19 protein-coding genes are annotated in these 23,472 nt (G+C 66.1%); 14 read left to right on the top strand and 5 right to left on the bottom strand.

The annotated features are described in order from the left end of the window. Positions 1-38: 38 nt before the first annotated feature. Entirely contained in the window at positions 39-524 is a 486-nt protein-coding gene (gene msrB / locus ASE00_RS21170) for a peptide-methionine (R)-S-oxide reductase MsrB (RefSeq protein ID WP_200957983.1), read from the bottom strand. 127 nt (positions 525-651) lie between these two features. Here msrB and queG point away from each other — a divergent pair, with 127 nt between their 5' ends. Continuing rightward, positions 652-1,800 carry a tRNA epoxyqueuosine(34) reductase QueG gene (gene queG / locus ASE00_RS21165; RefSeq protein ID WP_056383721.1) on the top strand — a complete coding sequence of 383 codons (1,149 nt, stop codon included), beginning with the start codon at positions 652-654 and terminating at the stop codon, positions 1,798-1,800. 32 nt (positions 1,801-1,832) lie between these two features. After that, positions 1,833-2,702 (top strand): 3-hydroxyacyl-CoA dehydrogenase family protein, encoded by an 870-nt coding sequence (locus ASE00_RS21160; RefSeq protein ID WP_056383720.1) that lies wholly within the window; start codon positions 1,833-1,835, stop codon positions 2,700-2,702. A 5-nt stretch (positions 2,703-2,707) separates the two neighbouring features. Here the strand turns inward: ASE00_RS21160 and ASE00_RS21155 are convergent, their stop codons facing one another. Beyond that, a complete protein-coding gene (locus ASE00_RS21155; RefSeq protein ID WP_056383719.1) occupies positions 2,708-4,126 on the bottom strand; it encodes a helix-turn-helix domain-containing protein in 1,419 nt (472 codons plus the stop codon). Positions 4,127-4,383: 257 nt separating this feature from the next. On the opposite strand from ASE00_RS21155, the gene ASE00_RS21150 reads away from it, so the two are divergent. The 8 genes from ASE00_RS21150 to ASE00_RS21115 all read left to right on the top strand — a co-directional run bounded on the left by ASE00_RS21150 (position 4,384) and on the right by ASE00_RS21115 (position 14,113). Continuing rightward, positions 4,384-5,916 carry an acyl-CoA carboxylase subunit beta gene (locus ASE00_RS21150; RefSeq protein ID WP_056383718.1) on the top strand — a complete coding sequence of 511 codons (1,533 nt, stop codon included), beginning with the start codon at positions 4,384-4,386 and terminating at the stop codon, positions 5,914-5,916. A gap of 102 nt (positions 5,917-6,018) precedes the next feature. Then, positions 6,019-7,197: a beta-ketothiolase BktB gene (bktB, locus tag ASE00_RS21145; protein WP_056383717.1), complete on the top strand. Its 1,179-nt coding sequence runs from the start codon at positions 6,019-6,021 to the stop codon at positions 7,195-7,197. A gap of 2 nt (positions 7,198-7,199) precedes the next feature. Next, complete coding sequence (gene mce, locus ASE00_RS21140) at positions 7,200-7,625, top strand: methylmalonyl-CoA epimerase (RefSeq protein WP_056383716.1); 426 nt, start codon at positions 7,200-7,202, stop codon at positions 7,623-7,625. Continuing rightward, on the top strand, positions 7,622-8,407 hold the full coding sequence (locus ASE00_RS21135) for an enoyl-CoA hydratase-related protein (RefSeq protein WP_056383715.1): 786 nt from the start codon (positions 7,622-7,624) through the stop codon (positions 8,405-8,407). Before mce ends, ASE00_RS21135 begins: the two co-directional genes overlap by 4 nt. A 1-nt stretch (position 8,408) precedes the next feature. Continuing rightward, the gene (gene scpA / locus ASE00_RS21130; RefSeq protein WP_056383714.1) at positions 8,409-10,550 is read left to right on the top strand and encodes a methylmalonyl-CoA mutase; all 2,142 of its coding nucleotides are present in this window, start codon (positions 8,409-8,411) and stop codon (positions 10,548-10,550) included. Beyond that, complete coding sequence (gene bioB / locus ASE00_RS21125; RefSeq protein WP_056383713.1) at positions 10,547-11,563, top strand: biotin synthase BioB; 1,017 nt, start codon at positions 10,547-10,549, stop codon at positions 11,561-11,563. Before scpA ends, bioB begins: the two co-directional genes overlap by 4 nt. After that, positions 11,560-12,123: a hypothetical protein gene (locus ASE00_RS21120; RefSeq protein ID WP_056383712.1), complete on the top strand. Its 564-nt coding sequence runs from the start codon at positions 11,560-11,562 to the stop codon at positions 12,121-12,123. The genes bioB and ASE00_RS21120 overlap by 4 nt, the downstream gene beginning before the upstream one ends. 1 nt (position 12,124) lies before the next feature. Beyond that, positions 12,125-14,113, top strand: coding sequence for an acetyl/propionyl/methylcrotonyl-CoA carboxylase subunit alpha (locus tag ASE00_RS21115; protein ID WP_056383711.1), 1,989 nt, complete (start codon positions 12,125-12,127; stop codon positions 14,111-14,113). Between the two features lie 170 nt (positions 14,114-14,283). Here ASE00_RS21115 and ASE00_RS21110 read toward each other — a convergent pair whose 3' ends face one another. Then, positions 14,284-14,874: an EF-hand domain-containing protein gene (locus ASE00_RS21110; RefSeq protein ID WP_056383845.1), complete on the bottom strand. Its 591-nt coding sequence runs from the start codon at positions 14,872-14,874 to the stop codon at positions 14,284-14,286. Between the two features lie 144 nt (positions 14,875-15,018). Continuing rightward, the gene (locus ASE00_RS21105; protein WP_056383710.1) at positions 15,019-15,495 is read right to left on the bottom strand and encodes a hypothetical protein; all 477 of its coding nucleotides are present in this window, start codon (positions 15,493-15,495) and stop codon (positions 15,019-15,021) included. A 95-nt stretch (positions 15,496-15,590) separates the two neighbouring features. Here ASE00_RS21105 and ASE00_RS21100 point away from each other — a divergent pair, with 95 nt between their 5' ends. Continuing rightward, entirely contained in the window at positions 15,591-16,808 is a 1,218-nt protein-coding gene (locus tag ASE00_RS21100; protein ID WP_056383842.1) for an argininosuccinate synthase, read from the top strand. A 70-nt stretch (positions 16,809-16,878) separates the two neighbouring features. Here ASE00_RS21100 and ASE00_RS21095 read toward each other — a convergent pair whose 3' ends face one another. Continuing rightward, the gene (locus ASE00_RS21095; protein WP_056383709.1) at positions 16,879-18,477 is read right to left on the bottom strand and encodes a glycosyltransferase family 39 protein; all 1,599 of its coding nucleotides are present in this window, start codon (positions 18,475-18,477) and stop codon (positions 16,879-16,881) included. 240 nt (positions 18,478-18,717) lie between these two features. Here ASE00_RS21095 and ASE00_RS21090 point away from each other — a divergent pair, with 240 nt between their 5' ends. The 3 genes from ASE00_RS21090 (at position 18,718) to ASE00_RS21080 (ending at position 23,466) form a co-directional block, all read left to right on the top strand. Next, entirely contained in the window at positions 18,718-20,076 is a 1,359-nt protein-coding gene (locus ASE00_RS21090) for a PAS domain-containing sensor histidine kinase (RefSeq protein ID WP_056383708.1), read from the top strand. 74 nt (positions 20,077-20,150) lie between these two features. Further along, entirely contained in the window at positions 20,151-21,686 is a 1,536-nt protein-coding gene (locus tag ASE00_RS21085) for an NAD(P)/FAD-dependent oxidoreductase (protein ID WP_056383707.1), read from the top strand. 19 nt (positions 21,687-21,705) lie between these two features. After that, positions 21,706-23,466 carry a hypothetical protein gene (locus ASE00_RS21080; RefSeq protein WP_056383706.1) on the top strand — a complete coding sequence of 587 codons (1,761 nt, stop codon included), beginning with the start codon at positions 21,706-21,708 and terminating at the stop codon, positions 23,464-23,466. Positions 23,467-23,472: the final 6 nt, after the last annotated feature.

The following is a 23,472-nucleotide window of genomic DNA, read 5'->3' as shown; positions in this document are numbered from 1 at the left end:
CCGGCACCGCACATCGGCGTGAGCCGATCAAAAGGAAGCTAAGCCTTCGCCACGAACGCCAGCGCCGCGCCGTTCATGCAGTAGCGCAAACCCGTCGGCGGCGGGCCATCGTCGAAGACGTGGCCGAGATGGCCGCCGCAGCGGCTGCAATGGACTTCGGTCCGCGACATCCCGAGCGTCCGGTCGGTGCTGGTGCCCACCGCGCGGGGCAGCGGCTGGTAGAAGCTCGGCCAGCCGGTGCCGCTGTCGAACTTGGTCTTCGACGAAAACAGCGGCAGGGCGCAGCCCCCGCAGGTGAAGGTCCCGGTGCGATGCTCCTTGTTGAGCGGGCTGGTGAAGGCGCGCTCGGTCGCTTCCTGGCGGAGCACCTGATAAGCGAGCGGGCTCAGCTTCTTGCGCCATTCGGCGTCGCTCAGCGTATAGGCAAATGTCTCCTTGGGGGCCGAGAAGGCCCGCCCGCCGATGATCGCGGCGACTGCAGCGGTCATGCCCGCGCCCAGCAAGGTCCTGCGATCGATCATCATCCCGCTCCTCTTCCTTCGATGTGGGGACGGAGGAGATACGCATCAACCTTGGCGAAGGTTACGCCATAAATAACCCTCTCACGAAGAGCGGTTTGGTTTTCGTCATTCTCCCATTACTTCTGTCGCGATGACCGACGATCCGACCGCATTGCGCGAAGCCGTCAGGGCCGAGGCGCTGGCGCTGGGCTTCGCCGCTTGCGGTTTCGCGCGCGCCGATGCCGCGCCGGAGAGCGCCGCACGGCTCGACGACTGGCTAGAATCGGGCGCGCATGGATCGATGGAGTGGATGGAGGCGCGCAAGCATCATCGCGCCCGGCCACAGGGGCTGTGGCCCGAAGCGCGCAGCCTGATCATGCTGGGCATGAGCTATGCCCCGCGCGAGGACCCGCTGCGGCTGGCGGCGGAGCCGGGGATCGGGCGGATTTCCGTCTATGCGCAGGGAGCGGACTATCATGACGTCGTCAAGAAGGCGCTGAAGGCGCTCGCGCGCTGGCTGGTCGACCGCGCCGGCGGCGAGCTCAAGGTCTTCGTCGACACCGCGCCGGTGATGGAGAAACCGCTTTCGGCGGCGGCGGGGATCGGCTGGCAGGGCAAACACAGCAATCTCGTCTCGCGCGAGCATGGCAGCTGGCTATTCCTCGGCGCGATCATGACCTCGCTCGATCTGCCCCCCGACGATGCCCATGACGACCGCTGCGGCAGCTGTGACGCTTGCCAGTTCGCCTGTCCGACCAGCGCCTTCCCGCGCCCCTATGTCGTCGATGCGCGGCGCTGCATCTCCTATCTGACGATCGAGCATCATGGGCCGATCCCGCTGGAGTTCCGGCAAGCGATCGGCAACCGCATCTATGGCTGCGATGATTGTCTGGCGGTCTGTCCCTGGAACAAGTTCGCCGAGGACGCCGCCGCCAACCGCGCCTTTGCCGCGCGTGCCGAGCTGGCAGCGCCCGAACTCATCGATCTGCTGGGCCTCGACGATGCCGGCTTTCGCGCGGTGTTCGCCGGATCGCCGATCAAGCGGATCGGCCGCGACCGCATGATTCGCAACGCGCTGATCGCGGCGGGCAATAGCGGCCGCGGCGATTTGATTCCACCGGTCCGCGCGCTGCTCGACGATCCAGCGGCGGTGGTGCGCGGCGCGGCGGTCTGGGCGCTCGCCCGGCTCGATCCTCTTGCCTTCGAGGCCGAGCGCCCGGAGCGCGAAGCGGAAGAACCCGATCCCGAAACCCGCTCGGAATGGAATGTTGCGGTTGCGAAGGCGGCAGCAGGAGGATAAGGGCCACCAAACAGGTGTTTGGGAGCTTGGTCATGGACGTCATCGGGGTAGTCGGCGCGGGACAGATGGGTGCGGGCATCGCGCAGATCGCGGCCCAGGCAGGGATCCAGGTCCTGCTTTCCGATGTTTCGCTCGAAGTCGCACAGAAGGGCAAGGCCGGGATCGTCAAGATGCTCGACAAGGCGGTCGAGCGCGGCAAGCTCGAAGCCGACAAGCGCGACCGCGCGGCGGATCTGCTGGTTCCCGTCGCCGATCTCGAGCCGATGCGGGCCGCCGACATCATCATCGAGGCGGCGACCGAACGTGAGCCGATCAAGCGCCAGATCTTCGAGAATATCGGCAAGGTGCTCGCCCCCAATGCGATCCTCGCCACCAACACCTCGTCGATCTCGATCACCCGGCTGGCGCAGGCGGCGCCCGATCCGCAGCGCTTCATCGGCATGCATTTCTTCAATCCGGTGCCGCTGATGCCGCTGCTCGAACTGATCAAGGGGCTGGCCACCGGCGAGGCGGCGGTGACCGCTGCCGAGGAATTCGGCCGCCGCACCGGCAAGACCACGATCCTGGCGACCGACAGTCCGGGCTTCGTCGTCAACCGCATCCTGCTGCCGCTGCTCAACGAAGCTGCCTTCGCGGCGGGCGAGCGGCTGGCGTCGATTCCCGATATCGACGCCGGCATGAAGCTGGGCTGCGGCCATCCGATGGGCCCGCTGACCCTCGCGGACATGGTGGGCCTCGACACGATCGTAGAGGTGCTCAAGGTGTTCCAGGCGGACTTCGGCGATCCGAAATATCGCCCGGCGCCGATCCTGACCAAGATGGTCGAGGCGGGCTGGCTCGGCCGGAAGACGGGCAAGGGCTTCTACGATTATTCGGGCGAGGCGCCGGTTCCGTCCTTCTGAGCTTTCTAGGCCACGCGATAGGGCACCACGTCGCGCCGGTCGGCATCGACGTCGATCGGACGGCCCGCCGGGGGGAAAGCGCGCTGGTCGCAATATTGGCGCGGGCAGAGACGGCATGAGACCCCGATCGGGGTCGCCGCCTCGATATTGGCCGTGTCGAGCGCGTCGGCGTAGATGAAGTCGCGGGCATGCTCGACCTCGCAGCCGAGCGCGACGGCGAAGCGGCGCGGCGCGCGGGTGAAGCTGCCCGAGGGTTTCACCAGCCCCTTGGCCATCGAGACATAGCGGACGCCATCGGGCATTTCGGCGAGCTGCACGAGGATGCGGTCGGGGATCGCCACCGCCTCATGGACGATCCACAATGGACAGGCCCCGCCGAAGCGGGCGAATTGCAGCCGCGTCGCCGAATGGCGTTTGGTGATGTTGCCCGCCATGTCGACCCGGCAGAAGAAGAAGGGTACGCCGCGTTCGGCGGGGCGCTGCAGGGTCGACAGCCGGTGGCAGGCCTGTTCGAAGCTCACCCCGAAGCGCTGGCATAGGCGGTCGATGTCGTGGCGCATCGCCCGTGCGGTGTCGCGAAAGCGGCCATAGGGCATCAGCAGCGCCCCCGCCGCATAATTGGCGAGGCCGACCGAGAGCAGCGGATAGGATTCCGCTGCGCGCAGCCGCGCCTCCCCCGCGACTGCGGCGATCGGATCGCGGAACTCGAGCTGGGCGAGCTGATGCGCCATCATGAAGCGGCGCGTCTCCGCCGGCTGGGCCGCGCCGATCGCCAGCAGCCCGCGTGCCCGGTCGAAGCGGCGCAGCAGGCCGCCATCGTCGCTGGCGATGACGACATCGACTCCATGGCGAGCCTTGAGCACATGCGCGATCAGCGCCTCGGACAGCGGCTCCGCATCGAGTTCCTGCGCCAGACCCTCGGCGGCGCGGTCGATGCTGTCGACATAGTTGCCCGCCTCGTGGAACCAGTCGCGGACCTCCTCCCAGGGCAGGCGGTCGTCACCCGGCACGCCGCTGTCGATCCGGTCGTCGACCATTTGCAGCCGTTCCTCGGCGCGGCGATAGGCGTCGTGCAGGCGGATGAAATGGTCGGCGAACAGCGGCTGCTGCTCGACCGCGCGGTGCAGCGCCTGCGGGCTGAACGGGTCCGCCGCGAACAGCGGGTTGGCGAAGGCGTCACGCAATGATGCCAGGCGCCGCTCGGCATCGTCGGCCTGCGCGGCGTTCCAATCGATCGGAAAGGCGCGGGCAAAGGCCTCGGTGACGGCGGCGGTCACGGGACGGTCGTCATTCTCCAGCTGCGACAGATAGGACACCGACAGCCCGACCCGCGCCGCCATCGCCGCCTGCCCGAGTCCGGCCCGCTGGCGCAGCGTGCGCAGTTCATGCCCGGCGAACAGGCGTGTTCCGGTGCGTCTGGCCATATTGTGTCTCCACCCAGCTCTCACCGCTCATCCTGAGGAGTCACTGAGCTTGTCGAAGTGACATCTCGAAGGAGCCGTCCTTCGATGCGGTCTTCGCCTTCGCTCAGCCCTTACTCAGGATGAGCGGGGAGAGGTCGTTGAACCAAGTCTATTCCGCAAATAGAGACTTCGCAATTCCGCAAGTTCACATTTGCCTTATCCGCCAAAGCTTGGAAAGGCGGCCCGCGACGAATCCAACAAGGGAGCAGAGTGCCCAGATGCTGGCGATCCTGCAGAAGCTCGAAGAAAAACGCGCAGCGGCCCGGCTGGGCGGCGGCGAGAAGCGCATCGAGGCGCAGCACAAGAAGGGCAAGCTCACCGCGCGCGAGCGGATCGAGGTGCTGGTCGACAACGGCTCGTTCGAGGAGCTCGACATGTATGTCGAGCATAATTGCACCGACTTCGGCATGGAGCAGGAGCATATCCCGGGTGACGGCGTCGTCACCGGATCGGGCACGATCAACGGCCGTCTTGTCTTCGTCTTCAGCCAGGACTTCACCGTCTATGGCGGTGCGCTCAGCGAGCGGCACGCCCAGAAGATCTGCAAGATCATGGATATGGCGATGAAGGTCGGCGCGCCCGTGATCGGCCTCAACGACTCCGGCGGCGCGCGCATCCAGGAGGGCGTCGCGTCGCTCGGCGGCTATGCCGAGGTGTTCCAGCGCAACATCCTGGCGTCGGGCGTGGTGCCCCAGATCAGCGTGATCATGGGGCCCTGCGCGGGCGGGGCGGTCTATTCGCCGGCAATGACGGACTTCATCTTCATGGTGAAGGATTCGTCCTTCATGTTCGTCACCGGCCCGGACGTGGTGAAGACCGTCACCAACGAGGTGGTGACGCAGGAGGAACTGGGCGGCGCGGTCACCCACACCACCAAGACCTCGGTCGCCGACAACGCCTTCGAGAACGACATCGAGGCGCTGCTCAGCGTCCGCGAGTTCGTCGACTTCCTGCCGCTGTCCAACCGGCACGAGCTGCCGACCCGGCCGACCGACGATCCTTGGGACCGGACCGAGGCGAGCCTCGACACGCTGATCCCGGACAGCGCGACCAAGCCCTATGACATGAAGGAGCTGATCGCGAAGGTCGTCGACGAAGGCGACTTCTTCGAGGTCCAGCCCAACCATGCCGGCAACATCATCATCGGCTTCGGCCGGATCGAGGGCCGCCCGGTCGGCATCGTCGCCAACCAGCCGCTGGTGCTCGCGGGTTGCCTCGACATCGCCTCGTCGAAGAAGGCGGCGCGCTTCGTCCGCTTCTGCGACGCGTTCGACATTCCGATCGTCACCTTCGTCGACGTCCCCGGCTTCCTGCCCGGCACCGCGCAGGAACATAACGGCATCATCAAGCATGGCGCGAAGCTGCTCTTCGCCTATGGCGAGGCGACCGTGCCGAAGATCACCGTCATCACCCGCAAGGCCTATGGCGGCGCCTATGACGTGATGGCCTCCAAGCATCTGCGCGGCGACCTCAACTATGCCTGGCCGACCGCCGAGATCGCGGTGATGGGCGCGAAGGGCGCGGTCGAGATCATCTTCCGCAAGGACATGAACGACCCCGAGAAGATCGCGCAGCGCACCAAGGAATATGAGGACCGTTTCGCCAACCCGTTCGTGGCGGCGTCGAAGGGTTTCATCGACGAGGTGATCATGCCGCATTCGACGCGGCGGCGGATCGCGCTCGGCCTGCGCAAGCTCAAGAACAAGAGCCTCGAAAATCCCTGGAAGAAGCACGACAACATTCCGCTCTGAACCTTCCCTCCCCAGTCACCCCCGGGATCGCGAGGGGTGAAGAAGGAAAGACGATCATTGTCGCAGCATCCGCCTTTGCGGCGGGACATGGAGTGATAGGGAATGGAAGACATCTACATCGTCGGCGCCGCACGGACCGCAATCGGCGACTTCGGTGGCGCGCTCAAGGACGTGCCGCCGGCCGACCTCGGCGTGACGGTTGCCGCCGCGGCGATCGAGCGCGCCGGTATCCAGCCCGGCGATGTGCAGAACATCGTGATGGGCCAGGTGATGCCGACCGAGCCGCGCGATGCCTATCTTGCGCGCGTTGTCGGGGTAAAGGCGGGCCTGCCGATCGAAGCGCCCGCGCTGACCCTCAACCGGTTGTGCGGATCGGGCGTAGAAGCGATCGTCACTGGGGCGAAGATGCTGGCGCTGGGCGAAGCCGATATCGTGATCGCTGGCGGCGCGGAAAATATGAGCCGGGTGCCCCATGTCGTGAAGGGCGCGCGCTGGGGCACCAAGATGGGCAATGTCGAAATGACCGACGGCCTGATCGAGGCGCTGAGCGACCCGTTCGACAAGGTCCATATGGGCATTACTGCGGAGAATGTCGCCGAACGCTACCAGATCACGCGCGAGGCGCAGGACGCGCTGGCCGTGCAGGGGCACCAGCGCGCGGCAAAGGCGATCGCCGAGGGCCGCTTCAAGGCGCAGATCGTTCCCGTCGAGGTCAAGACGCGCAAGGGCGTGGTGGCCTTCGATACCGACGAACATGTGCGCGGTGATGTTTCTTTGGAGGACATGGCCAAGCTCCGCCCGGTGTTCAAGAAGGATGGCAGCGTCACAGCAGCCAATGCCAGCGGCATCAACGACGGCGCGGCGATGGTCGTGCTGGCAAGCAGGAAGGCCGTTGACGAGAAGGGGCTCAAGCCGCTTGCCCGTGTTCTGGGCTGGGGGCATGCCGGGGTCGAACCGCTCTATATGGGAATCGGGCCGGTCAAGGCTGTGCCGATCGCCCTCGATCGCGCCGGACTGAACCTGGCCGATATCGACGTGATCGAATCGAACGAAGCCTTCGCGGCGCAGGCCTGCGCGGTGGCGCAGGAGCTTGGTTTCGATCCGGAGAAGCTCAATCCAAACGGCTCAGGCGTCGCGCTTGGCCATCCCGTTGGCGCGACTGGAGCGATCCTGACCGTCAAGGCGGTCTATGAATTGGCGCGCACCGGCGGACGCTATGGCCTGATCACCATGTGCATCGGCGGCGGCCAGGGCATCGCCATGGTCATCGAAAGGGTCTGATCATGAAGCTCGGCCGCCTGAACCATGTCGGGGTCGCGACCCCGTCGATCGAAAAGAGTATCGCCTTCTACCGCGAGGTGATGGGCGCGGAGGTGATCCGCGAACCCTTCGACCTGCCCGCGCAGGGGGTGAAAGTCTGTTTCGTCGACACGCCCAACAGCCAGATCGAACTGATCGAGCCGCTGGGCGAGGCATCCCCGATCCATGGGTTCCTCGCCAAGAACCCGGCGGGCGGCCAGCATCATCTCTGCTATGAAGTGCCTGACATCCATGCCGCCAAGGCCTGGTTCGAAAGCAAGGGCGCCAAGGTGCTCGGCGAACCGCGCATTGGCGCACACGGCACGTTGATCTTCTTCGTCCACCCCAAGGATATGGGCGGGGTGCTGACCGAGATCATGGAAACCCCCAAGGAGGGGGCGGAACATTGACGTACAAGACGATCCGCCTCGATCTGAACGACAAGGTCGCGACGATCACGATCGACCGTCCCCACCGGATGAACGCGCTGACGCCGCAACTCTTCGAGGAAGCGAGCGCCGCAATCGACGCCGCGCGGGCGAATGGCGCGCGCGCGCTGATCCTGACCGGCGAGGGCCGGGCCTTCTGCGCGGGGGCCGACCTGGTCGCCGACGAGGGCTATGATGGTCTGCCCGATGATCTGGGGGAGTTGCTCGACAACTATTACAACCCCTTCGTCCGCAAGCTCGCCGATCTGGACATTCCGGTGATCAGTGCGATCAACGGGCCGGCGGTCGGCGCAGGCATGGGTCTGGCACTCACCGCTGACATCACGGTGATGGCACGGTCGGCCTATCTTCTGCTCGCCTTCGTCAATATCGGCCTGGTGCCCGATGCCGGCGTGACGTGGCTGATCGCCAAGGGCGCGGGCCGGACAAAGGCGCTCGAATTGGCGCTGCTTGGGGAAAAATTATCCGCCGAGGAGGCGCTCGACGCCGGACTGGTGACGCGCGTCGCCGACGACGAAGCGGTGCTGGACGAGGCGCGGGCGATCGCGACGAAGCTCGCGCACGGACCGAGCGTAGCGATCGGTTATATCCGCAAGCAGGTCGCGATGGCGCTGAACCAGACCCTCGCCGAGACGCTGGAGACCGAGCGCAAGCATCAGAGCAAGGCAGGCTTCACCGAGGACTTCCGCGAAGCGGTCGCGGCCTTCGGCGAGAAGCGCAAGCCGATTTTCAAGGGACGCTGAGATGACCGACAAGACCCTCGCGGACTGGCAGGCTGCCGCCGACAAAGAGGTCAAGGGAAAGAACCTGACCTGGGCCACGCCCGAGGGCATCGCCGTCAAGCCGCTCTACACCGCCGAGGATGTCGCCGGGATCGATCCCGGCCTGCCGGGTTTCGCGCCCTTCACGCGCGGGGTGCGCGCCACCATGTATACCGGGCGGCCCTGGACGATCCGTCAATATGCGGGCTTTTCGACCGCCGAGGCGTCGAACGCCTTCTATCATCGCAACCTGAAGGCGGGACAGAAGGGCCTGTCGGTCGCCTTCGACCTCGCCACCCATCGCGGTTACGACAGCGATCATCCGCGCGTGACCGGCGACGTCGGCAAGGCGGGCGTGGCGATCGACACGATCGACGACATGAAGATTCTGTTCGACGGCATCCCGCTCGATCAGATGTCGGTCAGCATGACGATGAACGGCGCGGTGATCCCGATCCTCGCCTTCTTCATCGTCGCGGGCGAGGAGCAGGGCGTACCCCAGGCCCAGCTCGACGGGACCATCCAGAACGACATTCTCAAGGAGTTCATGGTCCGCAACACCTATATCTACCCGCCCGAGCCGAGCATGCGGATCATCTCGGACATCTTCGCCTTCACTTCGGCGAACATGCCCAAATTCAACTCGATCTCGATCTCGGGCTATCACATGCAGGAAGCCGGGGCGACGCAGGTCCAGGAGCTCGCCTTCACCATCGCCGACGGCATGGAATATGTGAAATATGGCGTCGCCTCGGGCCTCGATATCGACAAGTTCGCCGGGCGGCTCAGCTTCTTCTTCGCGATCGGCATGAACTTCTTCATGGAGATCGCCAAGCTGCGCGCCGCGCGCGTGCTGTGGCACCGGGTGATGACCCAGCTCGGCGCGAAGGACGAGCGCTCGAAAATGCTGCGCACCCATTGCCAGACCTCGGGCGTCTCGCTGACCGAGCAAGACCCGTACAACAACGTCATGCGCACCACGATCGAGGCGATGGCGGCAATGCTGGGCGGCACCCAGTCGCTCCACACCAACGCGCTCGACGAGGCGATCGCGCTGCCGACCGACTTCTCGGCCCGCATCGCGCGCAACACCCAGATCGTCATCCAGGAAGAGACCGGGATGACCAAGGTCGTCGATCCGCTCGGCGGCTCCTATTATGTCGAGAGTCTGACTCAGGAGCTGGTCGACAAGGCCTGGGCGATCATCGAGAAGGTCGAGGCCGACGGCGGTATGGCGAAGGCCGTGGCGGCGGGCTGGCCAAAGGCGATGATCGAGGAGGCTTCGGCGGCCAAGGCGGCGCGGATCGACCGCGTCGAAGAGGTGATCGTCGGCGTCAACAAGTACAAGCTGGCGCAGGAAGATCCGATCGACATTCTCGACGTCGACAATGTCGCGGTGCGCGAGGCGCAGATCGCCCGCATCGCCAAGGTCAAGGCCGGGCGCGACGAAGCGAAGTGCCAGGCAGCGCTCAAGGCGTTGACCGAGGGCGCGCGCGGCAAGGAGAACCTCCTCGCCCTCGCGGTAGACTGCGCCCGCGCCCGCGCCACGCTGGGTGAAATCTCGGCGGCGATGGAAGAGGTGTTCGGCCGCTTCGGCACCAACCCGACCCCCGTCAAGGGCATCTATGGCGGCGCCTATGGCGACGACGCGCGCTGGACCGGCCTGATCGAAGGCGTCAATGCGATCGAGCGGCGCAAGGGCCGCAAGCCGCGCATGCTCGTCGCCAAGATGGGCCAGGACGGCCACGACCGCGGCGCGAACCTCGTTTCCTCGGCGTTCGGCGATCTTGGTTTCGAAGTGGTCGCCGGGCCGCTGTTCCAGACGCCGAAGGAAGCCGCCGATCTCGCCATCAAGGCCGATGTCGACGTGGTCGGCGCGTCGAGCCTCGCGGCGGGTCACAAGACGCTGATCCCCGAACTGATCGGCCATCTGCGCGAGGCGGGCCGCAGCGACATCAAGGTGATCGCGGGCGGCGTCATCCCCGCGCAGGACTATCAGTTCCTCCGCGACGCGGGCGTGCAGGGCATTTTCGGCCCCGGCACCAACCTCGTCAGCGCGGCGACCGAGGTGCTGCGCCTGCTCGGCCACAACCAGCCGCCCGAGGGCGTGGAGGCGGCCGAATGAACGCCCATAGCCAGACCCGCCCGGCCGTCCGGTCAGACTGGAGCCGCGCCGAGATCGCGGCACTGTTCGACCTGCCGTTCAACGATCTGCTGTGGCAGGCGCAGGCCAGCCACCGCGCGCATCACGAGGCGAACGCTGTCCAGTTGTCGACCCTGCTTTCGATCAAGACCGGCGGCTGCCCCGAGGATTGCGGCTATTGCAACCAGTCGGTCCACGCCGAGACGGGCCTCAAGGCGACCAAGCTGATGGACGTGCGCGCGGTGCTGCAGTCGGCGGCGCAGGCCAAGGACAATGGCTCGACCCGCTTCTGCATGGGGGCTGCCTGGCGCAACCCGAAGGACCGCGACATGCCCGCCATCGTCGAAATGGTGAAGGGCGTTCGCCAGATGGGCATGGAAACCTGCATGACGCTGGGCATGCTCACCGGCGATCAGGCGAAGACGCTCGCCGATGCCGGGCTCGACTATTACAACCACAATATCGATACCGCGCCCGAGCGTTATCAGGAAGTGATCACCACCCGGACGTTTGAGGACCGTATTGAGACGCTCGAACATGTCCGCGAGGCGGGGATCAACGTGTGTTGCGGCGGCATCGTCGGCATGGGCGAGACCCGCGCCGACCGGGTCGGCTTCATCCACGCGCTGGCGACCTTGCCGATTCACCCCGAAAGCGTGCCGGTCAACGCGCTGGTCCCGGTCAAGGGCACGGTGCTGGGCGACATGCTCGCCGATACCCCCCTGGCCAAGATCGACGAGATCGAGTTCGTCCGAACCGTCGCGGTCGCGCGGATCACCATGCCGGGCTCGATGGTCCGCCTGTCGGCGGGCCGCGAGAGCATGTCCGACGCGGCGCAGGCGCTGTGCTTCATGGCGGGCGCAAACTCGATCTTCACCGGCGACAAGCTGCTGACCACGGGCAATGCCGGCGACGACAAGGACGCCGCGCTGTTTGCGAAGCTGGGTGTCACGCCGATGGCGGCGCCGTGCAAGGTGGAGCTTGTGGCCGAATGATCCGCTCGGCCATCGTTCCTGTCGTCGCATCGCTTGCGATGCTCGGTGTCGCGGCATGTTCTCCGGCCTCGCCGGGCAAGCTGCCGGCGCTGTCCGCGACCAACACCTCTGCGAATGCGCCGATCATCGCCGACTTCATCGAACGGCTGTGCATCGACAGCGTGGCCAGCCCCGAACGCTTCTCCGACGAGCTGAAACAATCGGGCTGGGCGTATAGGCAGACCCAGCAGAGCGATGCCGGCACGGAGCTGGATGTGTGGAAGTTGCCCCATATCGAACTCGTCCATTCGGGAAGGCCGACCCCGGCGCGCGATGCCAATGTCTGGACGTGCATGGCCGCGATCGATGCCGCGGCCGCACCCTCGGCCGTCGAACTTCAGGCCGCGCTGCGCCGAAAAGCCGGGCAAGAAATATTCAACGCGCGGGGGGCGGATTGGCAATGGAAGCCGTCGCCTTTCACGCAGGCACATATCACTATTTCGACCAATATGGCGGGCGGGCAATCGATCTTCGTGGAATTCGCCGACCAAAAAATCTTCAACGCCCTTTTCGGAAGCTGAGATGTTCAAAAAAATCCTGATCGCCAATCGTGGTGAAATCGCCTGCCGCGTGATCAAGACCGCCCGGCGGATGGGCATCAAGACCGTTGCGGTCTATTCGGATGCCGACGCGCGCGCGCCGCATGTCGAGATGGCCGACGAGGCCGTCCATATCGGACCGCCGCCCGCGTCGGAATCCTATCTGATCGCCGACAAGATCATCGCCGCCTGCAAGGCGACTGGCGCCGAGGCGGTGCACCCCGGCTATGGCTTCCTGTCGGAGCGGACGAGCTTCGCCGAGGCGCTCGACGCCGCCGGCATCGCCTTCATCGGCCCGCCGGTCGGCGCGATCGCGGCGATGGGCGACAAGATCGAGTCCAAGAAACTCGCCAAGCAGGCGGGCGTCAACGTCGTCCCCGGCTATGTCGGCGAGATCGATTCGACCGATCACGCCGTCGAGATCGCCAACGGCATCGGCTATCCGGTGATGATGAAGGCGTCGGCGGGCGGCGGCGGCAAGGGCATGCGGCTCGCCTATTCCGAGAAGGACGTCCGCGAGAATTTCGAGAGCGTGAAGCGCGAGGGGCTCGCCAGCTTCGGCGACGACCGCGTCTTCATCGAAAAATTCATCGAGAGCCCGCGCCACATCGAGATCCAGATCCTCGGCGATAAGCATGGCAACATTCTCTACCTGAACGAGCGCGAATGCTCGATCCAGCGCCGCCACCAGAAGGTGGTCGAGGAAGCCCCGTCGCCCTTCGTCACCCCGAAGATGCGCAAGGCGATGGGCGAGCAGTGCGTCGCGCTCGCCCGCGCAGTCGGCTATTACAGCGCGGGCACGGTCGAGCTGATCGTCTCGGGCGCCGACACGACCGGTGAAGGCTTCTACTTCCTTGAGATGAACACCCGTCTCCAGGTCGAGCATCCCGTCACCGAATGCATCACCGGTCTCGACCTCGTCGAGCAGATGATCCGTGTCGCCTATGGCGAGAGGCTCGCGCTCACCCAGGATGACGTGAAGATCAATGGCTGGGCGGTCGAGAACCGCGTCTATGCCGAGGACCCCTATCGCGGCTTCCTGCCGTCGACCGGCCGTCTGGTGCGCTACCGGCCGCCGGCGGAGGTGGATGAGGTCCGCGTCGACGACGGGGTCTATGAAGGCTCCGAAATCTCGATGTTCTACGATCCGATGATCGCCAAGCTGATCACCCATGGTGCGACGCGCGAACAGGCGATCGACAAGCAGATCGCCGCGCTCGACCGGTTCGAGATCGACGGCATCGGCCACAACATCGATTTCCTGTCGGCGCTGATGCAGCATCCGCGTTTCCGCTCGGGCAACATCACCACCGGCTTCATCGCCGAGGAATATCCCGAGGGCTTCACCGGCGCCGCGGGCAGCGAGACGCTGAGCCTGCGCCTTGCCGCGATCGCGGGTGTCCTCGCCAGCGTCGACGCCGCCCGCGCCGGGCTGATCGACGGCCGGCTGAACGGGCCTGCCGATCCCGCGACCAGCTGGGTCGTCACCCTCGACGGTGTCGAGCGCACGATCGAACTGGCGGGTGATGCGGTGACGGTCGACGGCGTTTCGGTCGTGGTCGACGCGCCCTATGTGCCGGGCCAGCGGCTGGTCGAGGCGGTGGTCGACGGCGAGGCGCTGTCGCTGCGTGTCGAGCGCAAGCGCACCGGCTGGCGTTTCACGACGCGCGGCGCGAGCCACAATCTGCGCGTGTTGAGCCCGACGGTCGCGGCGCTGTCACATCACATGATCGAAAAGATCCCGCCGGACATGTCGCGCTTCCTGCTGTGCCCGATGCCGGGCCTGGTCACCGCGATCCATGTCGAGGCGGGCGCGAAGGTCGAGGCGGGTCAGCCGCTCGCCGTCGTCGAAGCGATGAAGATGGAGAATATCCTGCGTGCGGAGAAGGCGGGCGTGGTCAAGACCGTCGCCGCCAAGCCGGGCGACAGCCTCGCGGTGGATGCGGTGATCCTCGAGTTCGAAGCGAACTGAGCATGATTTAAACAAATCCGCTCATCCTGAGTATGGGCTGAGCTTGGCGAAGACCCGTATCGAAGGAGGTCCTTCGATACGCCATTTCGACTTCGCTCAATGGCTACTCAGGATGAGCGGAGTGCTCATTGGTTTAGAGCCGCCCTCTTTCGAAGGGAGAGGGATAAGGCTCAGCCTTCCTTGCCGGCGCGGCGTTCCTGCCACTTGGCGCGCATCGCGTCGCGGGCGGCCTTGTGCTCTTCGGGGCTGATCGTGCCGTCCTTGTTGGTGTCGACCCGGTCGAACATCGCCAGCGCGCCGGCCGAGGCTTCGGCCAGGCTTACCTTACCGTCTTTATTGGCGTCGGCGCGGTCGAACCACATGCCGCCCATGCCGAAATGGCCGCCGCCCATGCCGCCACGATGCATGCCGTGACGGCCATGGCCGCGATGCTCGCCATCGCCGCCTCCCGGGCGCTGGCGGACGGAGAATTCTTCTTTCGACAGCGCGCCGTTCTTGTCGGTGTCGAGCGCGGCAAAGCGCTCGTCGCGGCGTTCGGCGCGGCGCTCGGCGAATTTCGCCTTCATCGCCGCCCGTGCGGCGTCGGCTTCGGCCTTGGTGACGAAGCCATCGCCATTGGTGTCGGCCTTCTTGAACTGCTCGGCGACGCGCGCCTGCACTTCGGCGCGGGTGTTCGGTGGGCCATCGGGGGCGGCGGCATAGGCGGCGACGCCGAGCGTGGCGGCAAGCGCGGCTCCGGCGATCCAGGTGGTCTTCTTCATCAGCGGCATCCTTCAGATAAGCGAACAGGTGGGCGGACCGGGCACAACAGGGAAAGGCCGATCCGCCCTGAGATGGGGTCTAGAACGCGAATCTTGCGGCGATAGTTCGACGCTGAAATCGTTATTTCCAAGTTGAAATGTCGATCAGCCTCCGAAGACCTTGCTCAGCAGCCCGATCTTCTTCTTTGCCGCTTCGCGCTCCTGATCGTCCAATATCCCGTCATGGTCGCGGTCGGCGAGGTCGAACGCCTCGCGCCCGGCGGCGCGAACCTCGGCCAGCGAAAGCGCGCCGTCGCCATCGGCGTCGGTTCGCCGGTAGAGCATGTCGGCCATGCCACCCTGGCTCAGCGGACCATTTTCGTTGAGCGATAGCCGGGGGCGGCCATCGGGTCCCGTGTCGAGAATGAAAGGCTCCGCGTCGCGCCGCGCCGTCAGCATCGAGCGGGCGAAGCCGAGGATCGCGGCGGTCTCCTCGCGGTCGAGCCGGCCGTCGCCATTGCGGTCAGCCCCGGCGAAATATTGGCCGATCGCGCTGTCGAGCCCCTCGCGGGTCATCGGCAGCTCCTGCGCCGAGGCGGCGGCCGACAGGGCCAACGCGGCAAGGGCCAGCAGGACACGCATGCAACTCTCCGGACTTCGAACGGCGCTAGAGCTTGAATGCCGCGCCCCCGCATGGCAAGGGCCGCGCGCCGATATGGGGCGGGTTGGAGACGATAATGAGCGACGTGAAGAAGGTGGTGCTGGCCTTTTCGGGGGGGCTCGACACGAGCGTGATCCTCAAATGGCTGCAGCAGACCTATCAGTGCGAGGTCGTCACCTTCACCGCCGATCTCGGCCAGGGTGAGGAGCTGGAGCCCGCCCGCGCCAAGGCGAAGCTGATGGGCGTGCCCGACAAGCACATCTTCATCGACGATCTCCGCGAGGAGTTCGTGAAGGATTATGTCTTCCCGATGATGCGCGCCAACGCGCTCTATGAAGGCCTTTATCTGCTCGGCACCTCGATCGCCCGCCCGCTGATCGCCAAGCGCCAGATCGAGATCGCCCGGATGGTCGGGGCCGATGCGGTCAGCCATGGCGCGACCGGCAAGGGCAATGACCAGGTCCGCTTCGAGCTTGGCTATTATGGCCTCGCCCCCGACATCCGCGTGATCGCGCCATGGCGCGAATGGGACCTGACCAGCCGCACCGCGCTGATCGCCTTCGCCGAGGCCCACCAGATTCCGGTGCCCAAGGACAAGCGCGGCGAATCGCCCTTCTCGACCGACGCGAACATGCTCCACACTTCGTCCGAGGGTAAGGTGCTCGAGGATCCGTGGGAGGAGGTGCCCGACTATGTCTATTCGCGCACCGTCAACCCCGAGGACGCCCCCGACGCGCCCGAGTTCATCACGATCGATTTCGAGCGCGGTGACGGCGTCGCGATCAATGGCGTGGGAATGAGCCCGGCGACCCTGCTCGAAACGCTCAACGAATATGGCCGCAAGCACGGCATCGGCCGGCTCGATCTGGTCGAGAACCGCTTCGTCGGCATGAAGTCGCGCGGCATGTACGAGACCCCGGGCGGCACCATCTATCACCTCGCCCATCGCGGCATCGAGCAGATCACGCTGGATCGCGGCGCGGCGCATCTGAAGGACGAGCTGGCCCCGCGCTATGCCGAGCTGATCTACAACGGCTTCTGGTTCAGCCCCGAGCGCGAGATGCTCCAGGCCGCGATCGACCATAGCCAGGAGAAGGTCACCGGCACCGTCCGGCTCAAGCTCTACAAAGGCGGCGTCTATGTCGTCGGCCGCAAGTCGCCGAACACGCTCTATTCGGAAAAGGTCGTCACTTTCGAAGACGACGCCGGCGCCTATGACCAGCGCGACGCCGCGGGCTTCATCAAGCTCAACGCGCTCCGCCTGCGGTTGTTGGGGCGTCGGGACGGGCGGTGATTTCTGATTCCTCCCCGATACGGGGAGGGGGACCGCGCGAAGTGTGGTGGAGGGGGCGCCGGTAACGGCGCTACCGCGCCGCCTCTCCGCCGTCCTGCGGACGGTCCCCCTCTCCTGCTATGACAGGGGAGGAACTTTGCTTTCGCAACCCGACAATATCGATCGCGCCATCCTTGAACCGCCCCACCTCGACGCGGCCTTTCGACAGTTCGTCCAGGAACACGTCACCCTTGTCATAGGCCCAGGGGCCGAGGCGCAGCAGCCAGATCGTCGGCACCGCGCGGGTCGCGTGTTCGTTGGCGATCAGACGGAGATGCGCCCGGTCTAGCGAGGGCACGCCGCGCGATCCGCTGACATACCAGCTTCCCGGCGGCGGGTTCAGGCTGGGAATCGCGGTCGGGATCGGGCGGCTCGGTATCGTCAGGCCATAGTCGCGCACCGCGCGATCGAAGGGCAGCGCGCCTTCATTAGGATAGGCGAAGACCACGTCGCCGGGGCGGAAGCGGGGGGCGAGCCATTCCATCGTCCGGTACCAGTCGCGCTTTGGCCGCTCGCGCGCGGCGAGGTCCATGCGCGCCTGTTCGACCGTGATCCAGGCGAGCGCCGCGACCGGAATCACCCAGCCGAAGCGCCAGCGATGCCAATGCGCGCCGCACGCCATCAACAGGATCGCGGGGATGGCGAGCGGGGTCATCGTGCGGATGATGAAGATCGGCGCGATCGTCGCCGAGACGATCAGCGAGACTGCCAGCGGCAGGCCTCCGAGCAGCAGCAGCGCCGCGAGCAACCGCCATCCGCCGCGCGCGGCGAGCAGCACCGCACCGCCGAGCAGCGCCAGGACCAGTGCCGCGATCCGCATGTCGTCGCGCGGCCCCGCGAACATCACCGTCGCGCGCCGCCACAGGTCGACCGTCGACCATTTCAGCCAGGTCGCCTTCACCCACATCGGCGCCTGATCGAGCAGGATGAACAGGGCGGGCGACCAGATGACGAGGACGATGAGATGGCCGCCGGCCAGCCACAGCCAGTCGGCCTTGGACATCGTCTCGACCCGCACGACGCACAGCAAGGCAAGACCAAGCGCGGCGGCGTAGAGCGGCCCGAGATTGTGGAGCCACAGCATCAGCGCGGCGCAGGCCAGATAACCGGCAAAGGCGCGCCCGGCGAGCGGCAGCCCCGCGGCGCGGCGCTCTGCGATCGCCAGCAGCGCCAGCGTTGCCGAGGCATAAACGAGGATCATCAACGGATAAGGCCGGATCTCGCGGGTCATCTCGACCAGCATCGGCGAGACGGCGGCCAGCAAGAGCGCCGCGAGCGTCACCGGCACCGGATTTGCTCCGCTGAGCCGCGCCAGCCGCCGGGCGGCCAAGGCCAGGACCGGCAACGTCGCGAGTCCGCAAACCAGCCCCAGCATCCGGTGCGCGACCAGCCCGTCACCCGCAACCAGCGTCCACGCCCGGAGCAGAGAATAATAGAAGGGCGGGTGCGTCTCGTAGCGGGGTACGACCTGCCACAGGAAAGCCCAGCCCTTCGAAGCGGCATAGGCGCTATAGCCTTCGTCGAGCCACATCGGCTCCGCCCAGATGGCCCAGCCGCGCGCCGCCAGCGCGATCACCCCGATCAGCGCGGCGGCGATGGCGAAGCGGGTTCGGGCGGGTAGCGCGATCATGCTCTCGCGCTTAGGCAAAGCGCGCGCCGCCGTGAACAGCTAATTCGCGGATTGCGGCCTCACCCGTATAACACCCGGCTCGACTTTTGGTTAACGCCGCTCTTGATAGGGACGACTCGTTGGGGAGGGTGGCGTGCCGATGTATGGCGATGGGCAGGCGTGCGGTGCGGTGGCGGATACGCCGCCGACGCGGCATGGCATGGAGACATTGTGACTCCGCCGATTTCGCTTTTTGCGTATGTGCCGATACCCGTCATCTTCATCGCCGCCGATCGGCGGACGGCCTTCGCCAATGAACGCGGACGTGCCCTGCTGGGCGTCGCCGCCGATGCGGGATCGGAGGAGATCATCGCCGCGCTGGCCGCGCAGACCGGCAATGATGCCGCGGATGACGACGAGCCGATGATCGCCGAGACGCAGATCGGGCCAGGCCTTTACCGGATCGAGGCCGTGCGCGTCGACGAGCCCGGGCTGGCCGGCCGCATGTGGCTATTCCACGAGTCGGCCGCCCCTGCGGGCCGCCGCGGTCTCCCGCCGCATGTGAAGGCCGCGCTCGACAATCTCGACGAAGGCATGATGCTGATCGACCGGGATCAGCATATCTGCTTGTGGAACGACGCCTTCCTGCGGATGCTCGACCTGCCGCCCGCGCTGTTCGCGCGTGGCGCCGAGCTGATGCCGCTGATCCGCGCGCTCGCCGATCGCGGCGACTATGGCCCCGGCGATCCGGCGGCGCTGGCCGAGCAGATCGCCAGCGGCATCCGCAGCCGCACCCCGGCGAAGGGAGAGCGGCAGATGGTCAACGGCACGATCATCGCCGCCGAATGGATCCGCATTCCCGACGAGTATTTCCTGTTCCGCCTGCGCAACGTCACCACCGAGCGCAACGCCTCGCGCTTCAAGGACGAACTGATCGCTACGGTCAGTCATGAATTGCGCACCCCGCTGACGGTGATCAGCGGCGCGCTCGGCTTGCTGCGCGCGGGCGCGGGCGGCCAGACCGAGCCGCGCGCGATCGAGCTGATCGACGTGGCCCACAAGAATAGCGAGCGGCTGACCCGGCTGGTGAACGACCTGCTCGACGTCGACAAGCTCCAGTCGGGGACGATCGATTTCCGCTTCGAGCGCGCCGATCTCGCCTTGCTGCTCGCCTCGGCGGTCGAGCAGAACCTGCCCTATTCGCAGAGCCTGGGCATCTCGATCGATCTCGATGTGCCCGGCGAAGCGGTGATCATCGAGGTCGACCGCGACCGGCTGTTGCAGGTGATGAGCAACCTCCTGGCCAACGCCTCGAAATTCTCGAAGCGGGGAAGCCGGGTGCGCGTCCGGCTGCGGACGAGTGCGGCCGGCGTCCGGATCAGCGTCATCGACCATGGGCGGGGCATGTCCGACGAATTCCGCCGCCGCCTGTTCACCCGTTTCGCGCAGGAGAATCGCGGTTCGGAAAACGGTCAGGCGGGAACGGGCCTCGGCCTCGCCATCTGCAAGAGCATCGTCGAGAAGCATCATGGCCGGATCATCGTCGACACGCGCGAGGCGATCGGGACGACCTTCCACATCGACCTGCCCTACGCTCAGGACGCGGCGCTGATCCTTTAGTCGGCGTTAACCATGTTTTAGCGCCTCTTCGCCCATGGTCCGACCACATCCGGATTTCAGAGGTTCGCAAGTAGATGCCCCGCGCCGCCACCCATGTTGACGTTGCGATTATCGGTGCTGGCCCGGCGGGGCTGACCGCCGGCTATATGCTCGGCAAGGAAGGCTTTTCGGTCAAGCTGATCGAAAAGGATCCGCATCAGGTCGGCGGGATCAGCCGGACCGTCGAGCATGAAGGCTTCCGCTTCGACATCGGCGGCCACCGCTTCTTCTCCAAGTCGCGCGAGGTGGTCGACCTGTGGAACGAGTTGCTGCCCGACGACTTCATCGAACGGCCGCGGATGAGCCGCATCTATTATCGCGGCAAATTCTACAGCTACCCGCTTCGCGCCTTCGAGGCGCTGCGCAATCTCGGCCTGTGGCAGTCGACCCTGTGCATGGCCAGCTTCTTCCGCTGGAAGCTCTTCCCCCACAAGCATGTGAAGAGCTTCGAACAATGGGTGGTCAACCAGTTCGGCGCGCGTCTCTTCGGTATCTTCTTCAAGACCTATACCGAGAAGGTGTGGGGCATGCCGTGCGACGAAATGTCGGCCGACTGGGCGGCGCAGCGCATCAAGGGTTTGAGTCTAGGCAAGGCGGTGTGGGACGGCGTGCGGCGCTCGCTGGGTCTCAACAAGCGTCCCAATGACGGGATGGAGACCAAGACGCTGCTCGAGAATTTCCGCTACCCGCGCAAGGGCCCCGGCATGATGTGGGACGCCGCGCGCGACCGGATCATCGAACAGGGCAACAGCCTGCTGATGGGGCACAAGCTCCATCAGCTGTCATGGGACGCGACCGGCGGCTATTGGCGCTTCGCCGCGATCGGCGAGGACGGAAGGCTGACGATGCTGACCGCCGACCATGTCATCAGCTCCGCGCCGATGCGCGAGCTGGCGGCGCGCGTCCATCCGGTGCCCGCGTCCCTGCCGCAGGCGATGGACCTCGGCTATCGCGATTTCCTGACCGTCGCGCTGATGATCCGCTCGGAGGACCTGTTCCCCGACAACTGGATCTACATCCACGACGACAAGGTGCAGGTCGGCCGCATCCAGAATTTCCGCAGCTGGTCGCCCGAAATGGTGCCCGACGACAGCCTTGCCTGCGTCGGCCTCGAATATTTCTGCTTCGAAGGCGACGGCCTGTGGTCCTCGTCGAACGAGGATCTGATCGCGCTGGCGACGAAGGAACTGGCGCAGCTCGGCCTGTGCGATCCGGACGATGTCGTCGGCGGCGCGGTGGTGCGCCAGGAAAAGGCCTATCCGGTCTATGACGACGCCTATGCCGCCAATGTCGCGGCGGTGCGCGAGGAACTGGAGACCCGCTACCCGACGCTGCACTTCGTCGGGCGAAACGGGATGCATCGCTACAATAATCAGGATCATGCGATGATGACCGCGATGCTCACTGCGCGGAACATCGCGGCGGGCACGCGCCGCCATGACGTGTGGCAGGTCAACGAGGATGCCGAATATCATGAGGCCGGTGCCGAAGGCGACGATGCGGGCGTCGCGGCGGCGCTGACGTCCGAACGGCTGGTCCCGACGCGGATCGCGGACAAGCGCGCGGCGTGATTTTGGGGTTGGCCTTGGCATGACCCCCGCCCGATTTCGCCTCGGCGTGCTGGCCGCCTGGCTGCTCGCCTGCGCGATCCTGCTGTTCGTGTCGCGCGACGCCATCGCCAATCTCGCGATGCTCGACGCCGATGATTATCTGCGGCTGCAGGAGGTGCGCGACTGGCTGGGCGGGCAGAGTTTTTTCGATGTCCACCAATATCGCATCGATCCGCCCGGCGGCGTCGCGATGCACTGGTCGCGGATCGTCGATCTGCCGCTGGCAGCTTTCATTCTGCTTTTCCAGCCGTTGCTCGGTACAGCCGACGCCGAGCGGGTGACGGCCAGTCTGGTGCCGCTGATCACGCTCGGCGGATCGATGGTCGCGATCGCCACCGCCACCGTGCGGCTGGCCGATCGCCGCGCCGCGCTGATCGCCACCCTGCTCGCCGCGACCACGCCGCTATTGTTGTTCCACGTGATGCCGCTGCGCATCGATCATCATGGCTGGCAGACGATGCTGGGCCTCAGCACCATCGCCGCCTGCTTCGATCCCCGCGCCCGGCGCGGCGGCATCGTCGCCGGAATTTGCGCGGCGCTGTGGCTTGCCATCTCGCTCGAAGGGCTGCCGATGGCGGCGGCGATCGGCCTGTTGCTGGCAGTGCGATTCGTGATCGAGGGTGGGGACCGCGACGCGGCGCAGCGCTTCCGGGCGTTCGCGGGCGCGCTGGCCCTGGCGGGCATAATGTTGTTCGCCGCCTTCCATGGCCGTGCGGCTTATTCTCAACCCTATTGCGACGCGGTCAGCCCGGCCTGGTTCGGGCCGATGATCGCGTCGCCCGCGCTGGCGGCGTTGCTGATGCCGCTCGTCGCGACGCGGGGGCCGGTCGCACGTATCGGGCTGCTGGCGTTCGCCGCCATTACCGGGGTCGGCATGCTGGCCGTCACCGCGCCCGATTGCCTGCATGGGCCCTTCGCGGCGCTTGATCCGGTGGTGCGCCATTATTGGTACCAGAACGTGCCCGAGGGGATGCCGGTGTGGCGGCAGCCCAACGCCAATGCCGCCATGCTGATCGGTTTCCCGCTGATCGGGATCGCAGGGGCGCTGCTCGGCTGGCGGCGGGCCACGACGGCAAGCGGCGCGCGCAACTGGCTGGCGATGCTCATGCTGATGCTCGCCGCTTATGCGGTGTCGCTCCTCGTCCAGCGCGCGGGCGGTTTCGCCCATGGCTGTGCGCTGCCGGGCGCGGGCTATCTTCTCGCCCGGCTGCTCGACGCGATCGGGCGCTGGCGCCATGTCGTGCCGCGCATCCTGGCCTCGGCCGCGGCGATCATGGCGCTGTCGCCGATCGGCGCGCTATTGGCGGCCAACCTCGTTGTGCTCGAGGATCCGAATCCGGAGCCGCCCCGCAGCCTGCCGATATGCCGGGCACCGTGCGACCGTTTCGCGGCGCTGGCAGCGATGAAGCCCACCTATATCCTGACCGGGCTCGACCTCACCCCGAACCTGCTGGTGAAGACCCCGCACAGCTATGCGGGGAGCGGCCATCATCGCGATCAGGCCGCGATTCGCCGCGTGCTCGATTCCTTCATGGGCGATCCCGAGGTCGCGCACCGGATCATGCGCGCGCGCGGCATGAGCCATGTGCTGATCGAACCGCAGGGCATCGAAGCCAGCATCTACATCGCCGCCGCGCCGCACGGGCTGATGGCGCGGCTCGTTACGGGCAGGCCGCCCGCCTGGCTGAAACCGGTGCCGCTGCCCGGCAGCCAGCTCAAGCTGTGGCGGCGAATTCCCTGATTCGAT

This window comes from Sphingomonas sp. Root710 (genome assembly GCF_001429065.1).
Taxonomy (GTDB): Bacteria; Pseudomonadota; Alphaproteobacteria; order Sphingomonadales; family Sphingomonadaceae; genus Rhizorhabdus.
Note: the sequence above shows the minus strand (reverse complement) of the source record. Positions and strands in the feature narration are given on the sequence as shown.